Source organism: Parasphingorhabdus sp. JC815, assembly GCF_040717415.1.
In the GTDB taxonomy this organism is placed as follows: Bacteria; Pseudomonadota; Alphaproteobacteria; order Sphingomonadales; family Sphingomonadaceae; genus Parasphingorhabdus.
Map to the genome: position 1 here is coordinate 32,090 of NZ_JBFEFM010000002.1, position 22,132 is coordinate 54,221.

At 51.6% G+C, this 22,132-nt stretch carries 16 protein-coding genes and 1 tRNA gene; 11 read left to right on the forward strand and 6 right to left on the reverse strand.

Going from position 1 to position 22,132, the window contains the following annotated elements:
* Positions 1-5: 5 nt before the first annotated feature.
* Both ccoN and AB1K62_RS05980 read right to left on the reverse strand, forming a co-directional pair.
* On the reverse strand, positions 6-1,688 hold the full coding sequence (gene ccoN, locus AB1K62_RS05975) for a cytochrome-c oxidase, cbb3-type subunit I (protein ID WP_367002132.1): 1,683 nt from the start codon (positions 1,686-1,688) through the stop codon (positions 6-8).
* Between the two features lie 493 nt (positions 1,689-2,181).
* On the reverse strand, positions 2,182-8,250 hold the full coding sequence (locus AB1K62_RS05980) for a hypothetical protein (RefSeq protein ID WP_367002134.1): 6,069 nt from the start codon (positions 8,248-8,250) through the stop codon (positions 2,182-2,184).
* Positions 8,251-8,620: 370 nt separating this feature from the next.
* Between AB1K62_RS05980 and AB1K62_RS05985 the strand changes: the two genes are divergently transcribed.
* From AB1K62_RS05985 to AB1K62_RS05995, 3 genes are all read left to right on the forward strand, one after another.
* Positions 8,621-9,778, forward strand: coding sequence for a TIGR03032 family protein (locus tag AB1K62_RS05985; protein WP_367002136.1), 1,158 nt, complete (start codon positions 8,621-8,623; stop codon positions 9,776-9,778).
* Between the two features lie 286 nt (positions 9,779-10,064).
* Positions 10,065-10,274, forward strand: coding sequence for a DUF2945 domain-containing protein (locus AB1K62_RS05990; protein WP_367002137.1), 210 nt, complete (start codon positions 10,065-10,067; stop codon positions 10,272-10,274).
* Positions 10,275-10,285: 11 nt separating this feature from the next.
* On the forward strand, positions 10,286-10,822 hold the full coding sequence (locus tag AB1K62_RS05995; RefSeq protein ID WP_367002139.1) for a DUF488 domain-containing protein: 537 nt from the start codon (positions 10,286-10,288) through the stop codon (positions 10,820-10,822).
* A 57-nt stretch (positions 10,823-10,879) separates the two neighbouring features.
* Here AB1K62_RS05995 and AB1K62_RS06000 read toward each other — a convergent pair.
* Positions 10,880-10,955 (reverse strand) — tRNA-Val (locus tag AB1K62_RS06000).
* Between the two features lie 528 nt (positions 10,956-11,483).
* On the opposite strand from AB1K62_RS06000, the gene dnaA reads away from it, so the two are divergent.
* Positions 11,484-12,941: a chromosomal replication initiator protein DnaA gene (gene dnaA, locus AB1K62_RS06005; protein WP_367002140.1), complete on the forward strand. Its 1,458-nt coding sequence runs from the start codon at positions 11,484-11,486 to the stop codon at positions 12,939-12,941.
* Between the two features lie 143 nt (positions 12,942-13,084).
* On the opposite strand, the gene AB1K62_RS06010 is transcribed toward dnaA, so the two are convergent.
* A complete protein-coding gene (locus tag AB1K62_RS06010) occupies positions 13,085-13,750 on the reverse strand; it encodes a DUF4136 domain-containing protein (RefSeq protein WP_367002141.1) in 666 nt (221 codons plus the stop codon).
* 387 nt (positions 13,751-14,137) lie between these two features.
* On the opposite strand from AB1K62_RS06010, the gene AB1K62_RS06015 reads away from it, so the two are divergent.
* Complete coding sequence (locus AB1K62_RS06015) at positions 14,138-15,295, forward strand: hypothetical protein (protein ID WP_367002142.1); 1,158 nt, start codon at positions 14,138-14,140, stop codon at positions 15,293-15,295.
* Between the two features lie 137 nt (positions 15,296-15,432).
* On the opposite strand, the gene rpsT is transcribed toward AB1K62_RS06015, so the two are convergent.
* Both rpsT and mutM read right to left on the reverse strand, forming a co-directional pair.
* The gene (gene rpsT, locus AB1K62_RS06020) at positions 15,433-15,696 is read right to left on the reverse strand and encodes a 30S ribosomal protein S20 (RefSeq protein WP_367002143.1); all 264 of its coding nucleotides are present in this window, start codon (positions 15,694-15,696) and stop codon (positions 15,433-15,435) included.
* Positions 15,697-15,838: 142 nt separating this feature from the next.
* Positions 15,839-16,651, reverse strand: coding sequence for a bifunctional DNA-formamidopyrimidine glycosylase/DNA-(apurinic or apyrimidinic site) lyase (gene mutM, locus AB1K62_RS06025; protein WP_367002144.1), 813 nt, complete (start codon positions 16,649-16,651; stop codon positions 15,839-15,841).
* Between the two features lie 190 nt (positions 16,652-16,841).
* Between mutM and AB1K62_RS06030 the strand changes: the two genes are divergently transcribed.
* From AB1K62_RS06030 to moeB, 6 genes are read left to right on the forward strand one after another with little or no spacing between them, the layout of a single operon-like run.
* Positions 16,842-17,579 (forward strand): class I SAM-dependent methyltransferase, encoded by a 738-nt coding sequence (locus AB1K62_RS06030; protein ID WP_367002145.1) that lies wholly within the window; start codon positions 16,842-16,844, stop codon positions 17,577-17,579.
* Positions 17,580-17,592: 13 nt separating this feature from the next.
* Positions 17,593-19,149, forward strand: a complete 1,557-nt coding sequence (gene ubiB / locus AB1K62_RS06035; RefSeq protein WP_367002146.1) for a 2-polyprenylphenol 6-hydroxylase — start codon at positions 17,593-17,595, stop codon at positions 19,147-19,149.
* A 16-nt stretch (positions 19,150-19,165) separates the two neighbouring features.
* The gene (locus AB1K62_RS06040; RefSeq protein WP_367002148.1) at positions 19,166-20,455 is read left to right on the forward strand and encodes a bifunctional phosphopantothenoylcysteine decarboxylase/phosphopantothenate synthase; all 1,290 of its coding nucleotides are present in this window, start codon (positions 19,166-19,168) and stop codon (positions 20,453-20,455) included.
* 7 nt (positions 20,456-20,462) lie between these two features.
* Entirely contained in the window at positions 20,463-20,909 is a 447-nt protein-coding gene (gene dut / locus AB1K62_RS06045) for a dUTP diphosphatase (RefSeq protein WP_367002149.1), read from the forward strand.
* Positions 20,910-20,936: 27 nt separating this feature from the next.
* Positions 20,937-21,338, forward strand: a complete 402-nt coding sequence (locus tag AB1K62_RS06050; protein WP_367002150.1) for a hypothetical protein — start codon at positions 20,937-20,939, stop codon at positions 21,336-21,338.
* Positions 21,335-22,129 carry a molybdopterin-synthase adenylyltransferase MoeB gene (moeB, locus tag AB1K62_RS06055; protein WP_367002151.1) on the forward strand — a complete coding sequence of 265 codons (795 nt, stop codon included), beginning with the start codon at positions 21,335-21,337 and terminating at the stop codon, positions 22,127-22,129. The genes AB1K62_RS06050 and moeB overlap by 4 nt, the downstream gene beginning before the upstream one ends.
* Positions 22,130-22,132 lie beyond the last annotated feature (3 nt).

Here is a 22,132-nt window from a genome sequence, read left to right on the forward strand (position 1 = left end):
GCTCCCTATTCTGCTGGTTCGGCAGCGACTGGCCGGTCGGTTTTGGCAACAATGGGCCGGTCTGCTTCAGGATTATGGGGTGTCTCGGTCATAGACCTTTCCTCCCGCTGATGTCCGGCAATTGTCATCCAGACGTTATAAACCATCACAGCACCACCGCCGAGATAGAGCAAACCACCGGCTGCCCTGATCAGGTAAAGCGGTTCCATCGCGGTAACCGTTTCGATGAATGCATAGACCAGATAGCCATCATCACCATATTCGCGCCACATCAGGCCCTGCATAATTCCGGCTACCCATAGAGCAGACGCGTAGAGCACGATGCCGACAGTGGCGAGCCAGAAATGCCAGTTCACCATACGCAGTGAATAGAGCCGCTCCTTGGCCCACAGACGCGGGACGAGATAATAGACAGCGGCAAAGGTAATCATGCCATTCCAGCCCAACGCACCGGCATGAACATGTCCAACAGTCCATTCGGTATAGTGAGACAGGGAATTGACTGCCTTGATCGAAAGCATCGGCCCTTCAAATGTCGCCATGCCATAGAAAGCAAGGGCAAGAACCATCATGCGGATGATCGGGTCCGTGCGGATCTTGTCCCACGCACCGTTAAGTGTCATCAAACCGTTGATCATTCCACCCCAGCTCGGCATCCACAACACAACAGAGAAAACCATCCCGAGTGTCTGTGCCCAGTCTGGCAGCGCCGTATAATGAAGGTGATGTGGCCCTGCCCAGATATACAGAAAGATCAGGGACCAGAAGTGGATGATTGACAGGCGATAGCTGTAAACCGGCCTTTCCGCCTGTTTCGGTACGAAATAATACATCATCGCCAAAAACGGCACAGTCAGGAAAAATGCCACCGCATTATGCCCGTACCACCACTGGGTCAGTGCATCCTGTACACCGGCAAAGGCACTATAGCTTTTTGCGCCCAGCAGGCTGACCGGCATCGACAGGCCATTGACGACATGCAGCATGGCAATGGTCAGGATAAAGCTGAGATAGAACCAGTTGGCGACATAGATATGCGGCTCTGTCCGCTTAACCAGCGTGCCGATGAATACAATAGCGTAAACGATCCAGACAATCGTAAGCCACAGATCGACATACCATTCCGGTTCTGCATATTCTTTGGACTGGGTAATCCCGAGCACATAGCCGGTTGCTGCCAGCACGATGAATAGCTGATAGCCCCAGAAAACAAAACGGGCGAGGCCAGGGAAGGCCAACCTCGCCCTGCAAGTGCGCTGCACAACGTAATAAGACGTTGCGATCAACGCATTGCCTCCGAAAGCAAAAATAACCGCAGAGGTATGCAGCGGGCGCAATCGCCCGAATGTTGTATATTCCAGCCCGAAATTGAGCGCCGGGAAAATAAGTTGCAGCGCAATAAACAGACCAGCCGAAAAGCCGACAATGCCCCAGAAAATCGTAGCAATCACACCCCAGCGGATCGGATCATCATCATAAACACCCGGATCGGCAGGTGCTTTTAATATTCCGCGTCCTATTGCCGCATAATCAGCTTTACTGATGGTTACCCAAAGAACCATAGCAGCGGCCAGAGCAATAATACCCATATGCACAGCAAAACCGGAATCAACCGCCAAAACCATCGCAATGAATGCGAGCAAAATTACAGCCAGCCAAGCGCCGACCTTCAACAAAAGCTTATCCATAATGTCCTTCCCTGTTCGGACAGGTTATAAAGCTATCCTCAGCATCGCATGAGGTGCAAAAAATTACTATCAATCGCATTGATCTATATCAATGTCGTAACAACTTCATAGAGCTTGTTGGCAGTTAAAGCCGCCGAGCGTCTTTTAAGACGACATTCAGGAAACTCTGCTGCTGGCTATAGCTTGCAGGCCGATTTGGTCAAGAGGTAGGGCATTTTGGTCGACGCCAATGTCACAAGATGGTGATATTCAACGGAACTATCTTTGGATAAACGGTTCTGGGTGATCCGATAATCAATCTTTGGCGACATGAGTAACCATGGATTACCGAAGCGATCCTCTTTGAACGTCAGAAACAGTCCTAGGTTTATCAAAGGACAAGCATTTTAGCCGGAGAAAATGGCTTATCCGGAAATAGGGATTCGATACAGAAAGACGGGGCGGGAGTGCTCCGCGCCAATGGCGCTGAACACCCCCGTCCTTCATAGTTGTTTTAGAAGCCGAACTTCAGACCGACACGGCCACCATAGCTGTCATATTCATCACTTATATCGGCATTGCCTTCGATGAAGCCTGACACTCCGCTAACCGTAGCAATATCAATACCGGCTTTCAGGCGGCCATAAGTCTTCATGCGCTTATTACCGAAGGTGATCGTAGACCCGCCATATGTGAAGTTGGTATTATTATCAGCATCAATGAAGTCATGCACTGCATAGCCACCGACATAATATGTGATACGGCTACCTTTTGACAGGTCACTGGCTCCGCCCAGACGAACGCCTCCAATACCGCGAAGACCATCGAATTTATCATAGTCGATCTGCGCGGTTGCAGTCGTGAAATCATCCAGATCTGCCTGTTGATACTCGAGGCTCACCGAAGGCTCGATAAAGAACGAACCAAGGTTCGCTTTATATCCAGCCTCACCGCGAACACCGAAAGTCGTTCCATTGACTGACTCACTATAGCCAGCGGTGCGCCCTTTCAGCTTGGCATCCACAAAGTCAACTTTGGCTAGAGCATTGATGAAGGCTCCACCCGACTCCCAACCAGCCGAGGCACCGATGTTGAATACATCGTAATTTGCGCCATCTGATGTTCCGTCAAAGCCAAGATTCGAGTTGATGTAACCTGCGGTCAAACCGAAGGTCATACCATCACCGTGAACTCCGTTTCCAAAATCATAGCCAATCTGCATCCCGAAATAGTCTTGCTGGTAATCCAGGCCAACATTCTGGGAATAGCTTCCTGCCGTATAATTATAGAGTTCATCACGCTGGGCTTTACCGCCAATAAGCTGCATCCAGAAACGACCTGTCTCCATGCCCTTATTGTCCCGACGCTCTGTTAGATGCGCTGCCCAGGCATCAGCTGAGCGATACCATAACGACTGTGCGCCTTCGACAAATTTGCCCGTCTGGAATACAGCTGCACCGACATCTCTTCTAAGCACGAAGTTCTCATTCACTCCGTCATAGGCCAGGCCATATGTAAAGAAGGATGGCATAGGCTGGACATCGCCCAGCGTAAAGGCATTTGATACCGATCCAGTGCCAGCATCAACGATCACCACTTCTTGCCCAAGGGCCAATGTCGTGCTGCTGTCGTTCACGATGATGGATGTGTTACCGGATACGGCGCCACCAACAATTAACTGGTCACTTGAACCAAGGCCGTCAAAATTGACATCGACTCCCAGTTGCCCGTTACCGGAATAATCTCCCGGCAATATCAGTGCGCCAGTAGCCACGCCGTCAGTCATCGTGACAAGGCCGTTATTGTCGAACTGTTCCAGCCCGGCAAGCGTTACCTGGCCAGAGACAATTACCTGCCCGCTGTTGGAGAACATATCCGCGCCCGTGCCAAAGTCACTATTGCCTACAGCATTGAAGATACCGCTATTGTTGAACGTATCGTCCATACTGCTGAGCGAGACACGGCCATTGATAACGCCGCTATTGTTGAGGGTAATGGGCCCCGTGGCAGCATTTTGCGCACGAACTGCAAAGTTACCGGCGAGAATTGTGCCGCCATTGTCAATCGTCGCCGCTCCGTTATTTCGAACCGCGATACCATCGGTAGCACCGTTAATCGTCGTGCCTTGCGCGGTGGTGATAAATGTATCACCGCTATCCGCGAGGGCAAAAATGGCAGCGTCTCCGGTTGAAGTAACATCACCAAGGGTATCGATATTAATTTGACCGGCGCCCGTGGTCGTCACTGAAATGGCAGGCACTACACTTGTAACATTACCACTTGTGACGGAAACTGCACCCCCGCCGTTATCTCTGGCAAAGATACCTTCGCGAGAAGCACCCGAAACAGAACCGGCGCTACTATCGATACTAATACCGCCACCATTGGCATAGGCATATATACCATAGTTATCACCAGACACATCTGCACTTGCAACGGAAACTGCACCGCCGTTGATATCCAATGCAACAATACCGTCGCTTGTGGCACTTGATACAGAGCCTGCACTGCTATCAACACTCACGCCGCCGCCATTGGCATAAGCATAAATACCATAGTCGTTAGCGGACACATCTGCACTTGTGACGGAAACTGCGCCGCCGCCGGTATCCGATGCAAAAATGCCGTCGCTTGTGGCACTTGATACAGAGCCTGCACTGCTATCAACACTCACCCCGCCGCCATTGGCATAGGCATAAATACCATAGTCGTCAGCGGACACATCTGCGCTAATGATAGAAATCGCACCGGTGCCATTGTCCACAGCAACAATGCCATCGCTTGTGGCACTTGATACAGAACCTGCACTGCTATCAATACTTACGCCGCCGCCGTTGGCTCCGGCATAAATACCAAAGTCATCGCCGGACACATCTGCACTTGTTATGGAAACTGCACCACCGCCGGTATCCAGTACAAAAATACCGACACCACCATTTGAAGTAACACTTCCTCCGCTGCTGTCGACACTCACGCCGCCGCCAGCTGCGGTAGCCCCGATGCCAGCATAACTATTACCTGAAACATCGCCGCTGATGACCGAAACCGCACCAGTGCCAGTGGTCCTGGCAACGATACCTATATCGCCGCCATTGACTGTGCCTGCGCTACTGTCAACGCTGACATCGCCGCCTGAACTGCGTGCTAAAATGCCAGTATCATTTGCCGAAACATCTGCAGTTGTGACCGAGACAGCACCTACGCCAGAATCCACAGCGTCAATGCCGGAAGTATAGCCAGAGGTCGTTCCGCCACTGCTGTCAATGGTGATACCACCACCTGCTGTACGGGCAAATATACCAGAATTATTCGTGCTGCTGACATCACCCATTGCACTCGTTCCGCCAATATTGATCTGGCCGGTGCCGCCTTCGGCGCTCGCGTAAATCCCGCTACCATCACCAAAGGTTCCAGGCGTGATGCCGGGTGTTCCTGTACCGGAAATGCCACCGGCAAGGCCGCTGCCCTGAATAGAAATATCGCCGCTAACACCGGTTCCGGTGCTAATCGCCTTGATACCTGTACCGCCGGTTCCTGTCGCTGCGCCAACGCCAGTGATAGAAATCGCGCCGCCATCAGAATCTGCATTGATGCCGTCACCGGCATTGCCCGTGACACTGCCCAATGGACCAACATTAATATCTGCGCCGTTGGTGCTTAGCACTATCCCATCGCCGCCGCCCGTTACACTAGCCGTACCATCGCCCGCTACAGTCAGATCGGCTGCTGCTCCGGTTGATGACGCATCAATTCCGGCAGAGGCACCTCCGCCCGAGACTGTAGCCCCCGGTTCCAGAGCAATTGTGGTCGTGCCGTCAGCCGTACGGGTGAACACTCCCGGCCCGCTAGCAGACGAAACATCAGCGCTGGTGACGGAAATTACTCCGGTACCCGAAGTCTTCGCGTAAATGCCATGATCGGTGCCACTCACCGCGCCCGCACTACTGTCGACAGACACGTCGCCACCATTGGCATATGTATAAATACCTGCGTCATCACCGGATACATCTGCGCTTGTGACAGAGATTGCACCGCCGCCGAAATCAACTGCAGAAATACCATCTTGAGATGCGCCCGATACCGTGCCTGCACTACTGTCAATACTTATACCGCCGCCGTTAGAATAGGTGTAAATTCCATGGCGATCACCAGAGACATCTGCGCTGGTAACCGAAATCGCACCACCAGCGAAATCAGAGGCATAAATACCATCACCATAGATACTCGAAACAGAGCCGGCGCTGCTGTCAACACTTACACCGCCGCCGGATGAGAACGCGGCGATACCAGCATAATAATCGCCCGAAACATCACCGCTGGTAACCGAAATCGCGCCAGCACCAGGGGTAGAAGCAACAATACCATAATAGTAACCACTGACTGCACCTGCACTGCTGTCAATGGTGATATCACCACCTGCTGTACGGGCAACTATACCAACATCCACACCCGAAACGTCCGCAGTTGTGACCGATATGGAACCTGCGCCGGTATCTTCAGCGTCAATGCCGGAAGTATAGCCAGAGGTCGTTCCGCCACTGCTGTCAATGGTGATACCACCACCTGCTGTACGGGCAAATATACCAGAATTATTCGTGCTGCTGACATCACCGATTGCACTCGTTCCGCCAATATTGATCTGGCCGGTGCCGCCTTCGGCGCTCGCGTAAATCCCGCTACCATCACCAAAGGTTCCAGGCGTGATGCCGGGAGTTCCTGTACCGGAAATGCCACCGGAAAGGCCGCTGCCCTGAATAGAAATATCGCCGCTAACACCGGTTCCGGTGCTAATCGCCTTGATACCTGTACCGCCGGTTCCTGTCGCTGCGCCAACGCCAGTGATAGAAATCGCGCCGCCATCGGAATCTGCATTGATGCCATCACCGGCATTGCCCGTGACACTGCCCAATGGACCAACATTAATATCTGCGCCGTTGGTGCTTAGCACTATCCCATCGCCGCCGCCCGTTACTGTAGCCGTACCATCGCCCGCTACAGTCAGATCGGCTGCTGCCCCGGTTGATGACACTTCAATGCCGGCAGAAGTCCCCCCACCAGAGACTGTAGCTCCCGGTTCCAGCGCAATCGTTGCCGTGCCATCTTGCGTAACCGCAATAATCCCAGCATTGTTCACACCTGTAACATCAGCGCTAGTGACCGAGATTGCTCCAGCACCCGCAGCATAAGCAACAACCCCGACATCACCGCCCGCTACGGTACCAGCACTGCTATCAATGTTTATATCGCCGCCACCAGAGGAAGCGCGAATACCAACATCACCACCCGATACATTAGCACTAGTAACTGAAATTACACCATTACCGTAATCACCGGCATAGATACCGACATTACCACCCGACACATCGCCGGCGCTACTATCAATGGTTAGACCGCCTCCGCCGGATATTGCAACAATGCCATCAGAACTTGTGCCCGTTACATCTGCTGTAGTAATCGAGATTGGTGATCCCGCACCTACGCCTCTGGCATAAACCCCTACATTGCCACCCGACACCGAACCAGCACTGCTATCTATATCGAGGCCACCAGCTGTAGAAATAGCAATAATACCGCCAGTGCCAAGACCCTGTACATCTGCACTGGTAATCGAAAGGCCGCCGGGACCATTGGCCACAGCATATATACCCAGATCTCTACCCGTTACTGTACCTGCCGTGCTATTAATACTGACATTGCCACCCGTAGAAATAGCAGAAATACCATCCCCACTGACCCCTGTAACATTGGCACTAACAACCGAAACATTGCCATTGCCATTGGATCTGACCTGAATACCAAAGTCATTACCCGTTACCGCGCCGGCACTGCTGTCAACAATCACATCACCGTCTGATGTAGCCTTGATTCCGATATCAGTACCTGAAACACCAGCACTTGTAATGGAAACCGTACCCGCGCCAGCGTCTTCTGCAATTATGCCGTAATCGCCGCCCGCTACCGTGCCAGCGCTACTGTCGATACTGATGCCGCCACCACTGGACAGCGCGCTGATTCCAGCATATCCCACTGCACTAACGTCCGCGCTGACCACCGAAATTTGCCCTGCACCATAATTAGCGGCAGTAATACCGTTATCGCCACCGACAATATTGCCTTCAGAACTTATCGTAATATCTCCAGTACCGCCATTTACGACTAAGTACACACCATTGCCGGAACCAATAGCCTGTGAATTCGGATTCACGATATTCAGCGAAAGCGGACCATTAGCGCCGGTCATACTAATTGCATCACCAGCATTGTTACGGACAGTCGTAGCCGTAGCAGCATCCCCGACAGTAATGGTTAAATCATCCACATTGGTCTGGATTGGAGCCATATCTACCGGAGGCGTTCCGATACAGGTAACCGTTGCACCTGCGGTAGCCGTGCCCGGGAAACATCCCGCCGGCAGAGCCTGCGCCTGAGCGACACCAGGGATCACCAAGGCCATTGCACCTGCGGACGCAGCGATCAGCAAATTTCGATTTTGACGAGAAAGACCGCCGCGAGAATTGTGGCGGGCCGAAAGCACGTCTTTTACACTGTCATACAAATCGGAATTTTGAAAAAGTTTAATCACTATATACTCTCCAGAGGATAGTTATGGCTTAAGAATAGAGTAACCTGTGACATAGCCGCCACACACATGTCAAGCCATCTCAAGGGTATTGAAAAATAGTGATAATTACCACAAGCAGCCAGTGTGATAATTATCACAGATCGCTTTACCTTTCCATGTAAGCATTAGTGGCAAACCAAATTCAAGTGATAAACCATCCAATATAAATATATTGTAGGTGTTCTCATATTCTTACTCTATATAATTCACGCGTTGCTTAGCCCAAAGGCGCAAGCTATTGAATGAATATAGTTTAATAGTTGCACGAACGATCTACGAATAACCCTGAAGAGGGCTTGCGGACTTATTAGAACGGAGTTAACCCAGCCCGATGACTGACATCACAAAAAGTAAGACAAAGGCGCCCAACCAGAAGGGCTCCGCCAAGCAATCCACTACAGAAACCGCTAAGCAACAAAATACTGCGCCGCCAGTCCAGACTCCGCGTAACGACCTTACTTTCTCTGCCGGTCTAGCGGGATTTCTGAAATCACAGAATATTTCTCTCGCGCTGACGTCCTATCAATCAGGCTATTTATATTTGATCGGGCATGGGTCTGATAATAAACTTGCTCTGCACGAAGCCGCTTACCCCCAGGCAATGGGTATCACGGCTGACGCGAACCGGATTTATCTCGGCACTCTCACCCAGTTGGTCCGGTTGGAAAATGTGCTTGCTCCCGGGCAGATCGCTAACGAGGTGCATGACAAGGTTTATGTTCCGCGCAATTTCCAAACGCTTGGCAATATTGACTTTCACGAAGTCGGCGTACGTAAAAACGGCAAAATAGTATTTATTAACACACGTTATTCCTGTTTGTGCGAACCCAGCCTGACACATAGTTTTAAACCGATCTGGAAACCTCCATTCATTTCAAAACTCGCGCCCGAAGATCGTTGCCATCTAAATGGTCTGGCGATGGTGGATGGAGAGCCCCGTTATGTCACTGCGGTATGCAAATCCGACGTAGTTGATGGCTGGCGCGATCGCAGGCATGATGGCGGCCTGATTATTGATATTGAAAATGACGAAATTGTCGCAGAAGGTTTATCCATGCCGCATTCTCCGCGCTGGCATGATGGCAAACTGTGGGTGCTTAATTCGGGCTCCGGTGAACTCGGCTGGATTGATCAAAAGAAACGCAAATTCGTGCCTTTCACGTTTTGCCCCGGCTTTCTGCGCGGGCTTGCTTTCCATAACGGTTACGCAATTGTTGCTTTGTCGAAACCGCGCCATGGCCGGTTTGAAGGGCTCGCGCTCGACGAGGCCCTAAAAACCAAAGATGCCGACGCATGGTGCGGCGTTCAAGTGATCTCACTGGCTACCGGCGATGTTGTGCAATGGCTACGTCTGGATGGCGCAATCACGGAATTATTCGATGTATGCGTTATGCCCGGTGTCAAAAACCCGCTTACCCTTGGTCCACAATCAAACGAAATCCGCGACTTTATCACCATCGAACAACCCGCTTGGGAAAGTGACCGGTGATTGGCTAAATCGGGCTATGCTCCAAGAGGTTTGATTATCCACTGGGCCTGTGGCTGAATATCTAGCAACTCCATAGCTCTCTCGGGCGTGCATTGTTGCGCGGGAACGAAATTGCCGATCAGGTGTTTAATAGAAACACGCCATCATCAATGCCCTCAAGCGAGGAAAGGATGTTGGAAAAAAAAGGTGCACTAACCGGGCGAGTCTTCGGCTACTCGAAGCTCGAGAACTCTTCCCTAACGCACTTTTTAAGGTCATCGCGAAATTGCACGGACAAGGAGCTACCATGGCAAAATTTTCGAAAGGTGATCATGTCAGCTGGAACTCGGAAGCTGGTAGGGTCAGTGGCACTATCACGAAAATACACGAAAGCGATTTCAAATATAAAGGGCACCAGCGGCGCGCATCCAAAGACGAACCGCAATATGAGATAGAGAGCGACAAGACCGATCACATCGCCGCTCACAAAGAAGATGCGCTGACCAAAATTGATTGATAGTTTTTTTAATGACTGCACAATTTACAACTATCGGTCATTCAAACCGTCCACTTGACGAATTTCTGGAAATGCTGCGTTCGGCACGCGTGGGAATGCTTGTCGATGTCCGCTCGTTTCCCAAATCACGCACCAATCCGCAATTTAATACCGACAGTTTGCCCGACGATCTTAAGCCTATACAAATAGCCTATCACCATTGTCCGGCCCTGGGTGGGCGACGGCCCAAACAACCGGACGTGGAGAGCGAGGTTAACGCCATGTGGCGGGTACAAAGCTTCCATAATTATGCCGATTATGCGCTCGGCGGAAAATTCGGCGCGGCATTTGATGCACTGGTTCAACTGGGCAAAGAACGACGTCTGGCGATCATGTGTGCCGAAGCGGTCTGGTGGCGCTGTCATCGCCGTATCATTACCGACTATCTGTTATTGAACGACTATCCGGTTGACCATCTGATGGCGCCAGGCCGTACTGATGCTGCCAAGCCAACACCTGGCGCGCAAAAAACGGCACAGAACAAAGTGGTATATCCCAAGGGCGAATAATGTCTGACCGGAAGGCATATCCGCTATTACGCGTGATGCAGATATATTCTTGAAAAATGGTGGGCGATGACAGGCTCGAACTGCCGACATCTTCGGTGTAAACGAAGCGCTCTACCAACTGAGCTAATCGCCCTTCCCGGGGGTCTATCCCCTGAAGCGTTCGGGGCCATTGCCAAATCATAGAGGGTTTGGCAAGCATCTTTCCACAAGCTTTTGCATATTTTACTAATCAAGCCCGTTTCGGGGTGTCTCCATAAGCAAATTTTATCCGCTTTTTGAAAATCCACGGAACCTCCGCGATTCGCAGCTTGTGCCGGACTATCCACAGATAATTATTATTAAATTACAGTAGGTTAATTGGTTTCAACGGGTTTCTCGTGAGTTGCTGCTGTCAATCTAATTATTTCATTTTTTTTACACTGACAGGCTTGCCCAACTCACTGAGGCGCGACTATCAATGTGGCAACAATTGATGGCTGTGAGTGCAAATGTTCGAGCCTATGTTGCATTGAAAATGACATCGTTGGGGTCGTGATTTCAACATGAATTTCTGTGCCCTGTGATTCCCCTGGCTGGGGGGTTCAGTGGAAAATGCTGTAAAGTTCCTGAATGATATGCGGTGACGTAGTATCTGATGGGTTGAAATATTCGGGGGATGTTTGTGGTTCAAGAATCGAAAAATATAGGCGTCAGTCCAACTATAAGGGCAGCGACGAACGGTGATGTTCGGAAATCGGGAGATGATCTCGATCCGCAACTGACGGATACGTGGCGCACCATCTGTGCCGGACTTCGCCGCGACCTTGGCGCACAGATCTTCGGTCAGTGGATCAAGCCGATCAAACTATCCCGATTCGATTCGGCCACCGGTGAGTTACAGGTCATACTGCCGTCGGAATTTGCCGCTAATTGGGTGCGCGAACGCTATTCAGAGCGTCTGACGCTGGCCTGGAAGAGCCACTCAGGCGATGTAAAAACCATTATTTTTTCTGCCAAAGCAGGCAGTGCCCGAATCGCAGAGGTTAAAAAAAGCAACGCCGCCGCGATTCAGGATAATATGGCGCCGAAAAGTCTGCCAGGTTCATCCGGGAGTTTCCGTCTAGAGCTTGATCCGCGTATGACTTTTGACGAATTTATTGCCGGGCATAGCAATGTTTTGGCGCTTAATGCGTCACAACGCATGGCCTCTGCGGAAAAACCGTTGTTCAGTCCGCTATATCTCCAATCCTCTACTGGTCAGGGCAAGACCCATTTGATGCATGCGATTGGCCATGCCTATCGCGCCGAGTTTCCGGATGCAAAAATCATCTATATGTCTGCCGAACGGTTCATGATAGAATTTGTCTCCGCCATGCGACGTAACGAGGCGATGGAGTTCAAAGCGGCTCTGCGTGAAGCGGATCTTTTGATGATTGACGATATTCAATTCATCGTTGGCAAAAATTCCACTCAGGAAGAATTTCTTCACACCGTCGATTCACTCATCAGCCGCGGCAAACGTGTCGTCGTAGCCGCAGATCGCCCGCCACAAGCATTAGACGGCGTAGATCAGCGATTGTTGTCACGGCTGTCCATGGGACTGGTTGCGGATATACAATCGGCCGGCCTTGAACTGCGCCGCGACATTCTACAGCACCGCATTGCCAGCCTGCCGCATCAGGACGTTCCGGCAGATGTCGTCGAGTTTCTGGCCCGCACGATCAGTCGCAACCTGCGTGAGCTGGAAGGCGGCCTCAACAAGCTGCTCGCCTATTCACAGCTAACCGGACGCCCGATCACGAAAGAACTGGCCGAAGAACAACTGTCCGATATATTAAGCGCATGTCGCCGCCGGATTACGATTGACGAGATTCAGCGCACGGTGTGTGAATATTATCGGCTTGACCGCAATGAGATGTCGTCAAAACGCCGTGCCCGCGCCGTCGCCCGCCCACGTCAGGTTGCGATGTATCTCGCCAAAGTCATGACCCCGCGCAGCTATCCGGAAATTGGCCGGAAATTTGGTGGCCGGGATCACAGCACGGTTATCCACGCCGTCAAACTCGTCGAACAATTACGCGGCGAAGATACGGAAATGGATAACGACGTCCGGATGCTGCTGCGCCAGCTTGAAAGCTAAAGCAACAGAGTGCTATCCCGGCTGCCCACTGGGTCTGCGGATATAATAAAAGCACCCTGCCACAAGCATCATTAGCGCATATGCAAAGATGCTGGTGTGTTTAACATTTGTAGCTAGCGAAATTTGTGGCCTGTAGCGGCCCTTTATTTCTTTTCAGGAGCAACAGAAATACGAACCCGCTCGCCGCTGTTTCCCGGGAAGTTGGTAAACATTGCTTCGACAAGATTGGGCACCAGATAGGTCAGATTTTTTGACCGAGACTTGGCTTCTGCCGTGCCTTCGAACAGACGTTCGCCATCGACCTTCCGGTCAATTTTCAAATCCAGGGCTGTAGTGAACACAGTAAAGCTGCGTACATTACCATAGCCGGAGAACCCATAGCCTCCGAACAGGAACGGATCATGGAAACCATAACGATAACGATGGCGACCATAAAAGCCACGAGGCCCGTAGAAGCTTCTTGCATAAAAGGGATCATAGTCTGTCACGACTTTTTCATGGCCCTGATCAATTCCGTAATCCATGCTGACAATCAATTGCGCCGTATCGGGGTTATCGCTGCGCGTATATCCTAAATCGGCCAACCGCTGTTCTACGAGCGCCGCATATTGGGAAAACTCCAGACCGCCGGATAGTTCCGGATCGGAAGCAACCACGACAAAGCTTTGCCCCTGCGGCACTGGCAGGGCTTCAAAACGCTGTACATCCGCGCGGAAAGGCGAAGCACATGCGCCAAGCGCCAGAAAAGCAAGCGGTGCTAGAATCGTCAATTTAAGGCTTTTTTGACCTTTGAGCGGGGACAATGTCATCTTTATTCCTTTACTAACTTCCGGCCTTTACTATTTCCGGGCGTAATCCGGTATGCTTGGCCTATATATTGGCGATATAGTAATATATTCATACTGAACCACCATTGAACGACAATTAAGGGCAGCTCGTCGGCAATACATCCAATCTGGATATTGAATTTTTGACAGTCACCATGTCCGGTCTGTGATCAAAACTAAACTGTAACTCCCCTAATAACAAAGCCTTATCGACCCAGGCTATTCATTACGCCTCTTAACCACAGATAAATTGCCTCCGAAAAGGATCAGGATCGGTTCGACTTTCCTCTACTTTCCCCACTAGCCGGACATATCCCTGCCTGATTGCTAGACAGGAAGTAGTTGATATTATTTGATAAAAGGACAGTCATGATGTTAGGTGAAATGTGCGAGACAATATCGTCAAATTATATGGAAGAGAATGTCACCGACATGGATTTTACCAACATGAACGAGACGAATATGGGCCAGACCAATAGAGATGGGCCGGTCGAGGACAACATGTGGGGCGGGCAGATATTATTAATCTGTGATGACCAGCAACTTCGCGCTCTTTTTACCCACGCTATTGAGCTGGTCGGCGGGCGATGGACGGCTTTGTCCTTGGATTGCACGGATCGTGACCTCAACCAGCGAATGAATATCGCTGCCGTCATCATTCAGGTCACACGCTGGGACAGCCACCAGCAAGAAGCGCTGGGCAGAGCTGAGCGATTCTGTGAAGCATTAAGCCTGCCTTTATTGATTCGCACTAATCTGAACCTGCTCGATAATATCTTGGCTTCGGTACAATATTCACATGTCGAACATCTATTGAGCGATAATGTAGCCGAACTCTTTGTCACATTGGAACATCGCACCAGCCAGTCGGGCAATAGCCTGTTCACGGACCGCGATAAAATTGATCTGTCAGACCTAAAAAAAATATCAATTGATGTAGAGCGTATTGCCAGAGCTTTGGTAAAATTATCCGGGGCGGAGCACCCTCAAGGTGAAAGACCATTGATTGATAATCCGTTTCAGGAACCCATGGGCCAGCCTGCTTCGGGTCCCCATGTGCACGCTCCTTCGGCCGACTATATCACGATGCCATCATCGGACGCTAATCATGCAGAGAAATCCGTTCAGAACCATGATGATACAGCGTCAATCGCCCTGGTGAACGAGAGTCCGTCGCGCCCTATATCGGCTGAAGAAGTGCGTGGCCTTATTAAAGCCCGGCGACTGCGGGATCAGTATTTTGATGCCGAACTTTTCGCTGATCCTGCATGGGATATGCTGCTTGATCTATTAGCCGCACAGCTAGAGGGCATTCAGGTCGCTGTATCCAGCCTTTGCATCGCAGCCAACGTGCCGCCGACAACTGCATTACGCTGGATTAAAACCATGACAGAGGAAAATATTTTTCTACGCAAGGCCGATGACCGGGATGGTCGCCGCATATTTATCGAACTCAGCGATGAGGCAACCGCAGGGATGGTCGGATATTTCGAGATGGTCCGTCGCAGCGGGCTGATGATAATCTGATTCTGACCGCTTGATCAGATGATCTGAGATTTTAAACGCGATTCGAGCAAAAGAAAACCCGCCAGAAAACCGGGCGGGTGATACTTTTGGGGTAATTCTATGTTCCGGATACTTCCGGAACATAAATCCAAAGCCGCTTACGCGAGGGCAGCGACTCGTTTCGTCAAACGGCTGAATTTCCGTGAAGCGGTATTTTTGTGGAATACACCGCGTGCTACACCGCGCGCCAATTCTGGCTGAACAGCAGCAAGAGCAGTCGTTGCAGCAGCTTTATCGCCCGCTTCCAAAGCCGCCTCAACGGACTTAATCTTTGTGCGAATCTGGCTCACGCGGTTTTTGTTAATGACCGTGCGGTGCGCGTTACGACGGATACGTTTCTTTGCTTGCGGCGTATTAGCCATGAAATTTCCTCAAAAACTGAAATGCTGAATAGCCATGCGTCACAATTGCAACTCCGGCTTAAGTCGGCGGTCTTTAGCTTTGTTGGCGATTCTCGTCAACCTCGGATTTGGACCTTATACGCGCTTTATCCTGATGCGCCCATCAGCTCTGGCATTTTTTGCAGTAAAAGGTTGATCGGCCGCTATCCACTTTGCGTATGACGGGCGCCCCGCACACACATTCCTCCCCCTCACGGCCATAAACAAGCCATTGCTTCGAGAAATAACCCAGTTCGCCATCCGGCCTTGCATAGTCACGCAACGAAGAGCCACCGGCTGCTATCGCTGATAGTAGAACCTGTTTGATCGCCGTGGCCAACTTGTCATAGCGCAGCTTTGATATTCCTCCGCTCATCCCAGCCGGATCAATTCCAGCCAAAAAAAGCGCTTCACAAACATAAATATTGCCGAGTCCCGCTACCGTGCGCTGGTCCAGCAAAACCTGTTTAATCGGTGCCTTCCGGTCCTTTGTCACCGCCTTAAGATAAGTCCCATTAAAATCATCACTTAGCGGCTCGGGCCCCATTTTTGCAAAGGCGGGAAAATCGTCAAGATCCTGCACCCGGACCAGATCAAGTGAACCAAACCGGCGCGGATCGTTCAGCACAAGACGCCGGTTATCTTCTGTTTCAAGCAGCAGATGATCATGTTTTTCCAGCTCCGACGGATCAATCCGCCAGCGTCCAGACATGCCAAGATGAAAAATCATCACATCATTGCGGTCTGTCTCGATCAGTCCGTATTTGGCGCGCCGCGTCAACTGCGTAACGCGAGCACCAGTCATCCGCTGGCGCAGATCTGTCGGTATCGGACGGCGCAAATCAGGACGACGCGGCTCGACTACTGTCAGTTTTTTTCCTTCCAGCACCGGACGCAAACCCGCTACAGTCGTTTCAACTTCCGGTAGTTCTGGCATGATGCCCCTCAAAAAAATGCAGGATCGTCTGATAAATCTTATATAGTGCAACAGCTACAGGGTGATTGCAGTGCTGCCAAGCGTCGTCTAATGCTTATCCTCGAAAACCCGCTTACTATAAATTACGAGCGGGCAATTCCTTGGGCGTAAGCCACCAGAATATGATTTGGCAGTATATGATCGGCAAAATATGATCGACAGTAAAACAGTATCCTTCGGCTATGAAGAGATAGACGAAAACGAAAAAATTGGCCGGGTCGGTCAGGTTTTTTCAAGCGTCGCCAGCAAATATGATGTGATGAACGATGCGATGAGCGCGGGCACACACCGTTTGTGGAAGGATCGCTTTGTCCGTAGGGTCAAGCCACGAGAAGGCGAAGAGATTCTCGACATGGCGGGCGGTACTGGTGACATTGCGTTTCGTATGGTTGATAGCGGGGCTAATATCACGGTTGCCGATATCAACCCCGACATGCTGTCCGAAGGGTTGGACCGCGCCATCAAGAGAGGCGAAGGGCGGCTGGTCTGGAGCGAGCAAAACGCCGAAAAGCTGAACTTTCCCGACGCCCATTTCGATGCCTATACGATTGTGTTCGGTATCCGCAATGTCACCCATATAGAAAAAGCATTGGCGGAAGCCTATCGCGTATTACGATATGGCGGACGGTTCTACTGCATGGAGTTTTCCAAGACCCTGTGGCCCGGATTTGACAAAGTTTATGATTTTTACTCGCATCGCATATTACCTAAAATCGGTAAAACCGTTGCTGGAGATGAAGACAGCTATCGTTATCTTGCCGAATCGATTGATCGTTTCCCGCCGATGGAAACATTTCGCGCGATGATTGAAAATGCCGGTTTTTCCCAGACCAAGGTCGAACCGATGATGGGCGGACTGGTCGCTATTCATAGCGGCTGGAAAACCTGAGCAACTATTCGACATGACATCATCCAGAACCCATATCTTTCGGCTGCTCAAATGGGGCCGCACCCTCGCCAAACATGGCGCATTACGGGACATAGAAAATCATAAGGCAACACCGCCGCAAGTCCGTCGCTTGTTGCGGATTGCGCGGCTGGGCACCATACAACCCAAAAAGCCCAACTATTCTGCGGCTTTACAGGATATTGGCCCGGCAGCCATTAAACTTGGTCAGACTTTGGCGACGCGGCCTGATCTGATCGGTGAAGAAGCCGCCCGCGATCTATTACATCTCCAGGACAATTTGCCCCCGGTTCCATTCGACGGGATCAGGCAAGAGATTGAAGCAAGTCTTGGCAAGACGGTTGAAGAACTTTACAGTTTTATTGATCCTGTTCCTGTAGGCGCTGCGTCGATCGCACAGGTCCACCGCGCCACAACTATGGAAGGCCGGGATGTCGCCGTCAAAGTCCTGCGACCCGGGATCATTAAAAAATTTACCGCCGATATAGAAACTTATGAATGGGCGGCGGCCCATCTGGAAGCGATTGGCGGAGAGGCCAAGCGATTGCGTCCCCAATTGGTCATCGCCAATTTCCGCCGCTGGACAATGCGTGAGCTTGATCTGCGCCGCGAAGCTGCCTCGGCGTCTGAACTAGCTGAACATATGACCAGTGTTGAGCGATTTGAAGTGCCTGCGATAGACTGGGACCGCACATCGGGCCGGGTGCTGACGCTCGACTGGGTTGACGGGATAAAGATTTCGCGCCGCGAAGACCTTATCGCCGCCGGGCACGACCTGAAAGATATTGCCAACCGATTGGTGAACACTTTCCTGAAGCAGGCAATCGAAGCGGGCTATTTCCACGCCGACATGCATCAGGGCAATTTGTTCGTAAAGCCGGACGGCACCATCGTCGCAATTGATTTCGGCATTATGGGCCGGATCAACAAAAAAGCGCGCTTTTGGCTGGCCGAAATTCTTTATGGACTGACCACGGGCAATTATCGCCGGGTCGCTGAGATCCATTTTGAAGCGCAATATGTGCCCGACCATCACAATATGGAAGAATTCGCAACTGCTCTGCGCGCTGTGGGTGAACCCATGCGCGGCAAGCCGGTAAGCGAATTGTCTGTCGGTGACATGTTGGACGGCCTGTTCGCCATTACCCGCGATTTTGACATGGAAACCCAGCCGCATCTTTTGTTGTTGCAAAAAACTATGGTGATGGTCGAGGGCATAGCCACCGACTTAAATCCCGACATCAATATGTGGGACGCTAGCGGTCCCTACATAAAAAACTGGATTCGCGGTGAACTGGGGCCAGAGGCGGCTATTGCTGACCGGATTAACGATGATCTCGACACATTGTTGATGTTGCCCGACATTGTCCGGCGGCTCGACCAGCAATTACCACGCAAGGGCGGCGCCCCTCCCCCGCCTCCGGTGGCCGAGATAAATCTTATGTGGTCCCGACGAGAATCCGGCAAAGACGGTGGATTTTGGCGATATGCCGGAACCGCGATCCTTGCGGCTGCGGCTGGTGCAGGCGCGGTTTGGATGGTAGTTAGCTGATATGAGCCAGACCGAGATGAGCCCAGCTGATAAAAATAAACCCAAACATATCCTGCTAATCATCGGCGGCGGTATTGCGGCATATAAAGCGTCCGAGCTTATCCGCTTGATTAAAAAGGCGGGTATGACGGTGCGCTGCGTACTGACCGAATCAGGAGCGCAATTTGTCACACCGATGACACTGGCGGCATTGTCGGAAAATGAAGTACATACCACGCTTTGGTCGCTGAAAGACGAAACCGAAATGGGGCATATCCAATTGTCGCGTGAAGCCGATTTGGTGGTGGTCTGTCCGGCGACTGCCAATCTTCTCGCCAAAATGGTGGCCGGTATCGCTGATGATCTGGCGACCACATTATTATTGGCAACAGATACACAGGTGCTCGCAGCGCCTGCGATGAATGTTCGCATGTGGGATCATCCGGCGACCCGCCGCAATATTGACCAACTCCGCCGCGATGGAGTCAGTGTAATGTCGCCGGACCAAGGTGATATGGCATGTGGAGAATATGGTCCGGGCCGGTTACCGGAACCACCGGAAATCTTAGAGGAAATCAGAAATCATCTTGATGGTGCCAACACCAAAAAGCCCATTTCGGCCAGCATGAGCAAGCCAGGCACAAGCCCTTTGGATGGCCAGCCCGCTTTTGCTCCGGACCAACATCGGCCATTGCATGGCAAACATATATTGGTCACTGCCGGGCCAACGCATGAACCGATTGATCCGGTGCGTTACATTGCCAATCGCTCATCGGGGCGTCAGGGATTTGCCATTGCCGGAGCAGCGGCCGAAGCGGGCGCAAAAGTCACGTTGGTCGCGGGACCGGTTAGTCTGCCAACTCCCGCCGGAGTGATGCGTATTGATGTCGAAACGGCGCTGGAAATGGGGACCGCCGTGCATGACGCCCTGCCCGCTGACGCTGCGATCATGGTTGCAGCAGTTGCAGACTGGCGCGCTGACACACGCGCGGATCAAAAGATCAAAAAGCAGGATGATGGCGTGCCCGCGCCGCTCAACCTGACCGAGAACCCCGATATTTTGGCTGGCCTCGCGTCACATGAACAGCGCCCCGGTCTGCTAATCGGATTTGCGGCAGAGACCCAGAAGATTGAAGAACATGCCCGTGCCAAATTGGCCAAAAAAGGTTGCGACTGGATCATTGCGAATGATGTATCCGGCGATGTGATGGGCGGCACGGAAAACACTGTTCATATCGTCACCACTGATGGCACCGAAATCTGGGAACGCTTGCCCAAGCCGGAAGTGGCCCGGCGGCTGGTAGCAAAAATTATTGAAGAGATTTGAGAAGCAAATGTTTGAACCTATTGAAATAGCCGTAAAACGGCTGGAAACTGCTGGCGACCTGCCTTTGCCCGGCTATGAAACCAGCGGTTCTGCCGGCATGGATATACGCGCGTGCGAAGCAACAACAATCGCGCCGGGGAAACGCGCTCTTGTCGGCACGGGCTTTGCTTTTGCCATCCCCGAAGGTTTTGAGGTTCAGGTCCGGCCCCGCTCTGGACTGGCGCTAAAAAAAGGGGTGTCCGTGCTGAACACGCCTGGCACTATCGACAGTGATTATCGCGGAGAGATAAAGGTAATACTTGCCAATCACGGTGATGAAGATTTCGAGGTTGCCCGCGGCGACAGGATTGCCCAGATTGTCGTGGCGCCAGTGCAGCGCGGAAATCTGGTAGAAGTCATGGACCTGGACCAAACAATACGCGGTTCTGGCGGTTTTGGCTCCACCGGTGTATAATTACCGGATTGGAATAATACGAAAGGCATGACGGTGATCCATGTTATTATAGCAATGGCGATGGCATTGGCACCTGCTTCTGAAACGCCAGAGGCCCCTACAGATTATCAGGCTTTGGAAACGGCCAAATTCTCTCGCCCTATCAGCTACTCATCCCAACATGAACGCGCTGCGGAGCGGACTGCCAAAAAAGCGGCTTGTGACCTTCCGGTTGTGGATCGCTGGGTATTTGCAAAAATACATGCCGCACTGTTAATCGCGCCGGACGGAGAAATACTAAGGATTGTACCGGTAGAAAGCCGCTGCCGCGAACTGGAAATATTCATGGCCAACCATCTGGCCAAATATGGACCGAAAGCGGGACCGCAATCCAGTGGCACAGAACCCCTATGGTATAAAACAACGATGAATTTTCGCTGGCCTGAATGACAGAACTATCAGACGAACAGCTTGAACGCTATGCCCGCCACATTGTCTTGAGAGATATTGGCGGGGTTGGGCAAAAGAAATTACTGGGCGCCCATATCCTGATCATTGGCGCCGGTGGTATCGGCTGTCCGGCGATCCAATATCTTGCCGCCGCTGGTATTGGCGCGCTGACTATTGTTGATGATGATGTCGTGTCTTTATCCAATCTTCAGCGGCAGGTTCTGTTCACCGTCAATGATATAGGCCAGCCTAAAGTAGAGGTCGCCAAAAAAGCCGCGCTAGCGATTAACCCGGATATAGTAATAAACACCGTTAATCAGAGGCTTACTCCAAGTAACTTCTCTAGAGATGCCACAATATTTTCCGAACATTCTCTCACGCAGTTTGACGCGATATTGGATGGCTCCGACAATTATCAGACCCGGCTATTGGTGTCCGATTTCTCGCTTGCCCACCACATCCCGCTTGTATCCGCAGCGATTGGCCAATTTCAGGGACAGCTTGGTGTCTTTCGCGGTTGGGAAGCCGACAAACCCTGTTATCGCTGTTTCGTCGGCGATGCTCTGGACCCGGATGATTGCGATAATTGCTCCGAGGTTGGCGTATTGGGAGCAATGGTCGGCCTGATGGGCAGCTTTGCGGCGATGGAAGCCATTCGCGTTGTCACCGGATTTGGCGATGATCCAGCCGGCAAGCTACAATTGTTCGACGGTCTGCGTCCTGCCATGCGCGGTATCAATCTACCTAAAGACCCTGAATGTAATAGCTGTGGGGCCCAGACGGGCGCATAGCCG

Bases quoted from the DNA above. Each gene is read 5' to 3' on its own strand.
- AB1K62_RS06015 (WP_367002142.1), top strand. From the start codon at position 14,138: ATGATGTTAGGTGAAATGTGCGAGACAATATCGTCAAATTATATGGAA.
- AB1K62_RS06040 (WP_367002148.1), top strand. From the start codon at position 19,166: ATGAGCCCAGCTGATAAAAATAAACCCAAACATATCCTGCTAATCATC.
- rpsT (WP_367002143.1), bottom strand. From the start codon at position 15,696: ATGGCTAATACGCCGCAAGCAAAGAAACGTATCCGTCGTAACGCGCAC.
- dut (WP_367002149.1), top strand. From the start codon at position 20,463: ATGTTTGAACCTATTGAAATAGCCGTAAAACGGCTGGAAACTGCTGGC.
- ubiB (WP_367002146.1), top strand. From the start codon at position 17,593: ATGACATCATCCAGAACCCATATCTTTCGGCTGCTCAAATGGGGCCGC.
- AB1K62_RS06050 (WP_367002150.1), top strand. From the start codon at position 20,937: ATGACGGTGATCCATGTTATTATAGCAATGGCGATGGCATTGGCACCT.
- AB1K62_RS06010 (WP_367002141.1), bottom strand. From the start codon at position 13,750: ATGACATTGTCCCCGCTCAAAGGTCAAAAAAGCCTTAAATTGACGATT.
- AB1K62_RS06030 (WP_367002145.1), top strand. From the start codon at position 16,842: ATGATCGACAGTAAAACAGTATCCTTCGGCTATGAAGAGATAGACGAA.
- AB1K62_RS05990 (WP_367002137.1), top strand. From the start codon at position 10,065: ATGGCAAAATTTTCGAAAGGTGATCATGTCAGCTGGAACTCGGAAGCT.
- AB1K62_RS05995 (WP_367002139.1), top strand. From the start codon at position 10,286: ATGACTGCACAATTTACAACTATCGGTCATTCAAACCGTCCACTTGAC.
- mutM (WP_367002144.1), bottom strand. From the start codon at position 16,651: ATGCCAGAACTACCGGAAGTTGAAACGACTGTAGCGGGTTTGCGTCCG.
- ccoN (WP_367002132.1), bottom strand. From the start codon at position 1,688: ATGGATAAGCTTTTGTTGAAGGTCGGCGCTTGGCTGGCTGTAATTTTG.
- AB1K62_RS05985 (WP_367002136.1), top strand. From the start codon at position 8,621: ATGACTGACATCACAAAAAGTAAGACAAAGGCGCCCAACCAGAAGGGC.
- moeB (WP_367002151.1), top strand. From the start codon at position 21,335: ATGACAGAACTATCAGACGAACAGCTTGAACGCTATGCCCGCCACATT.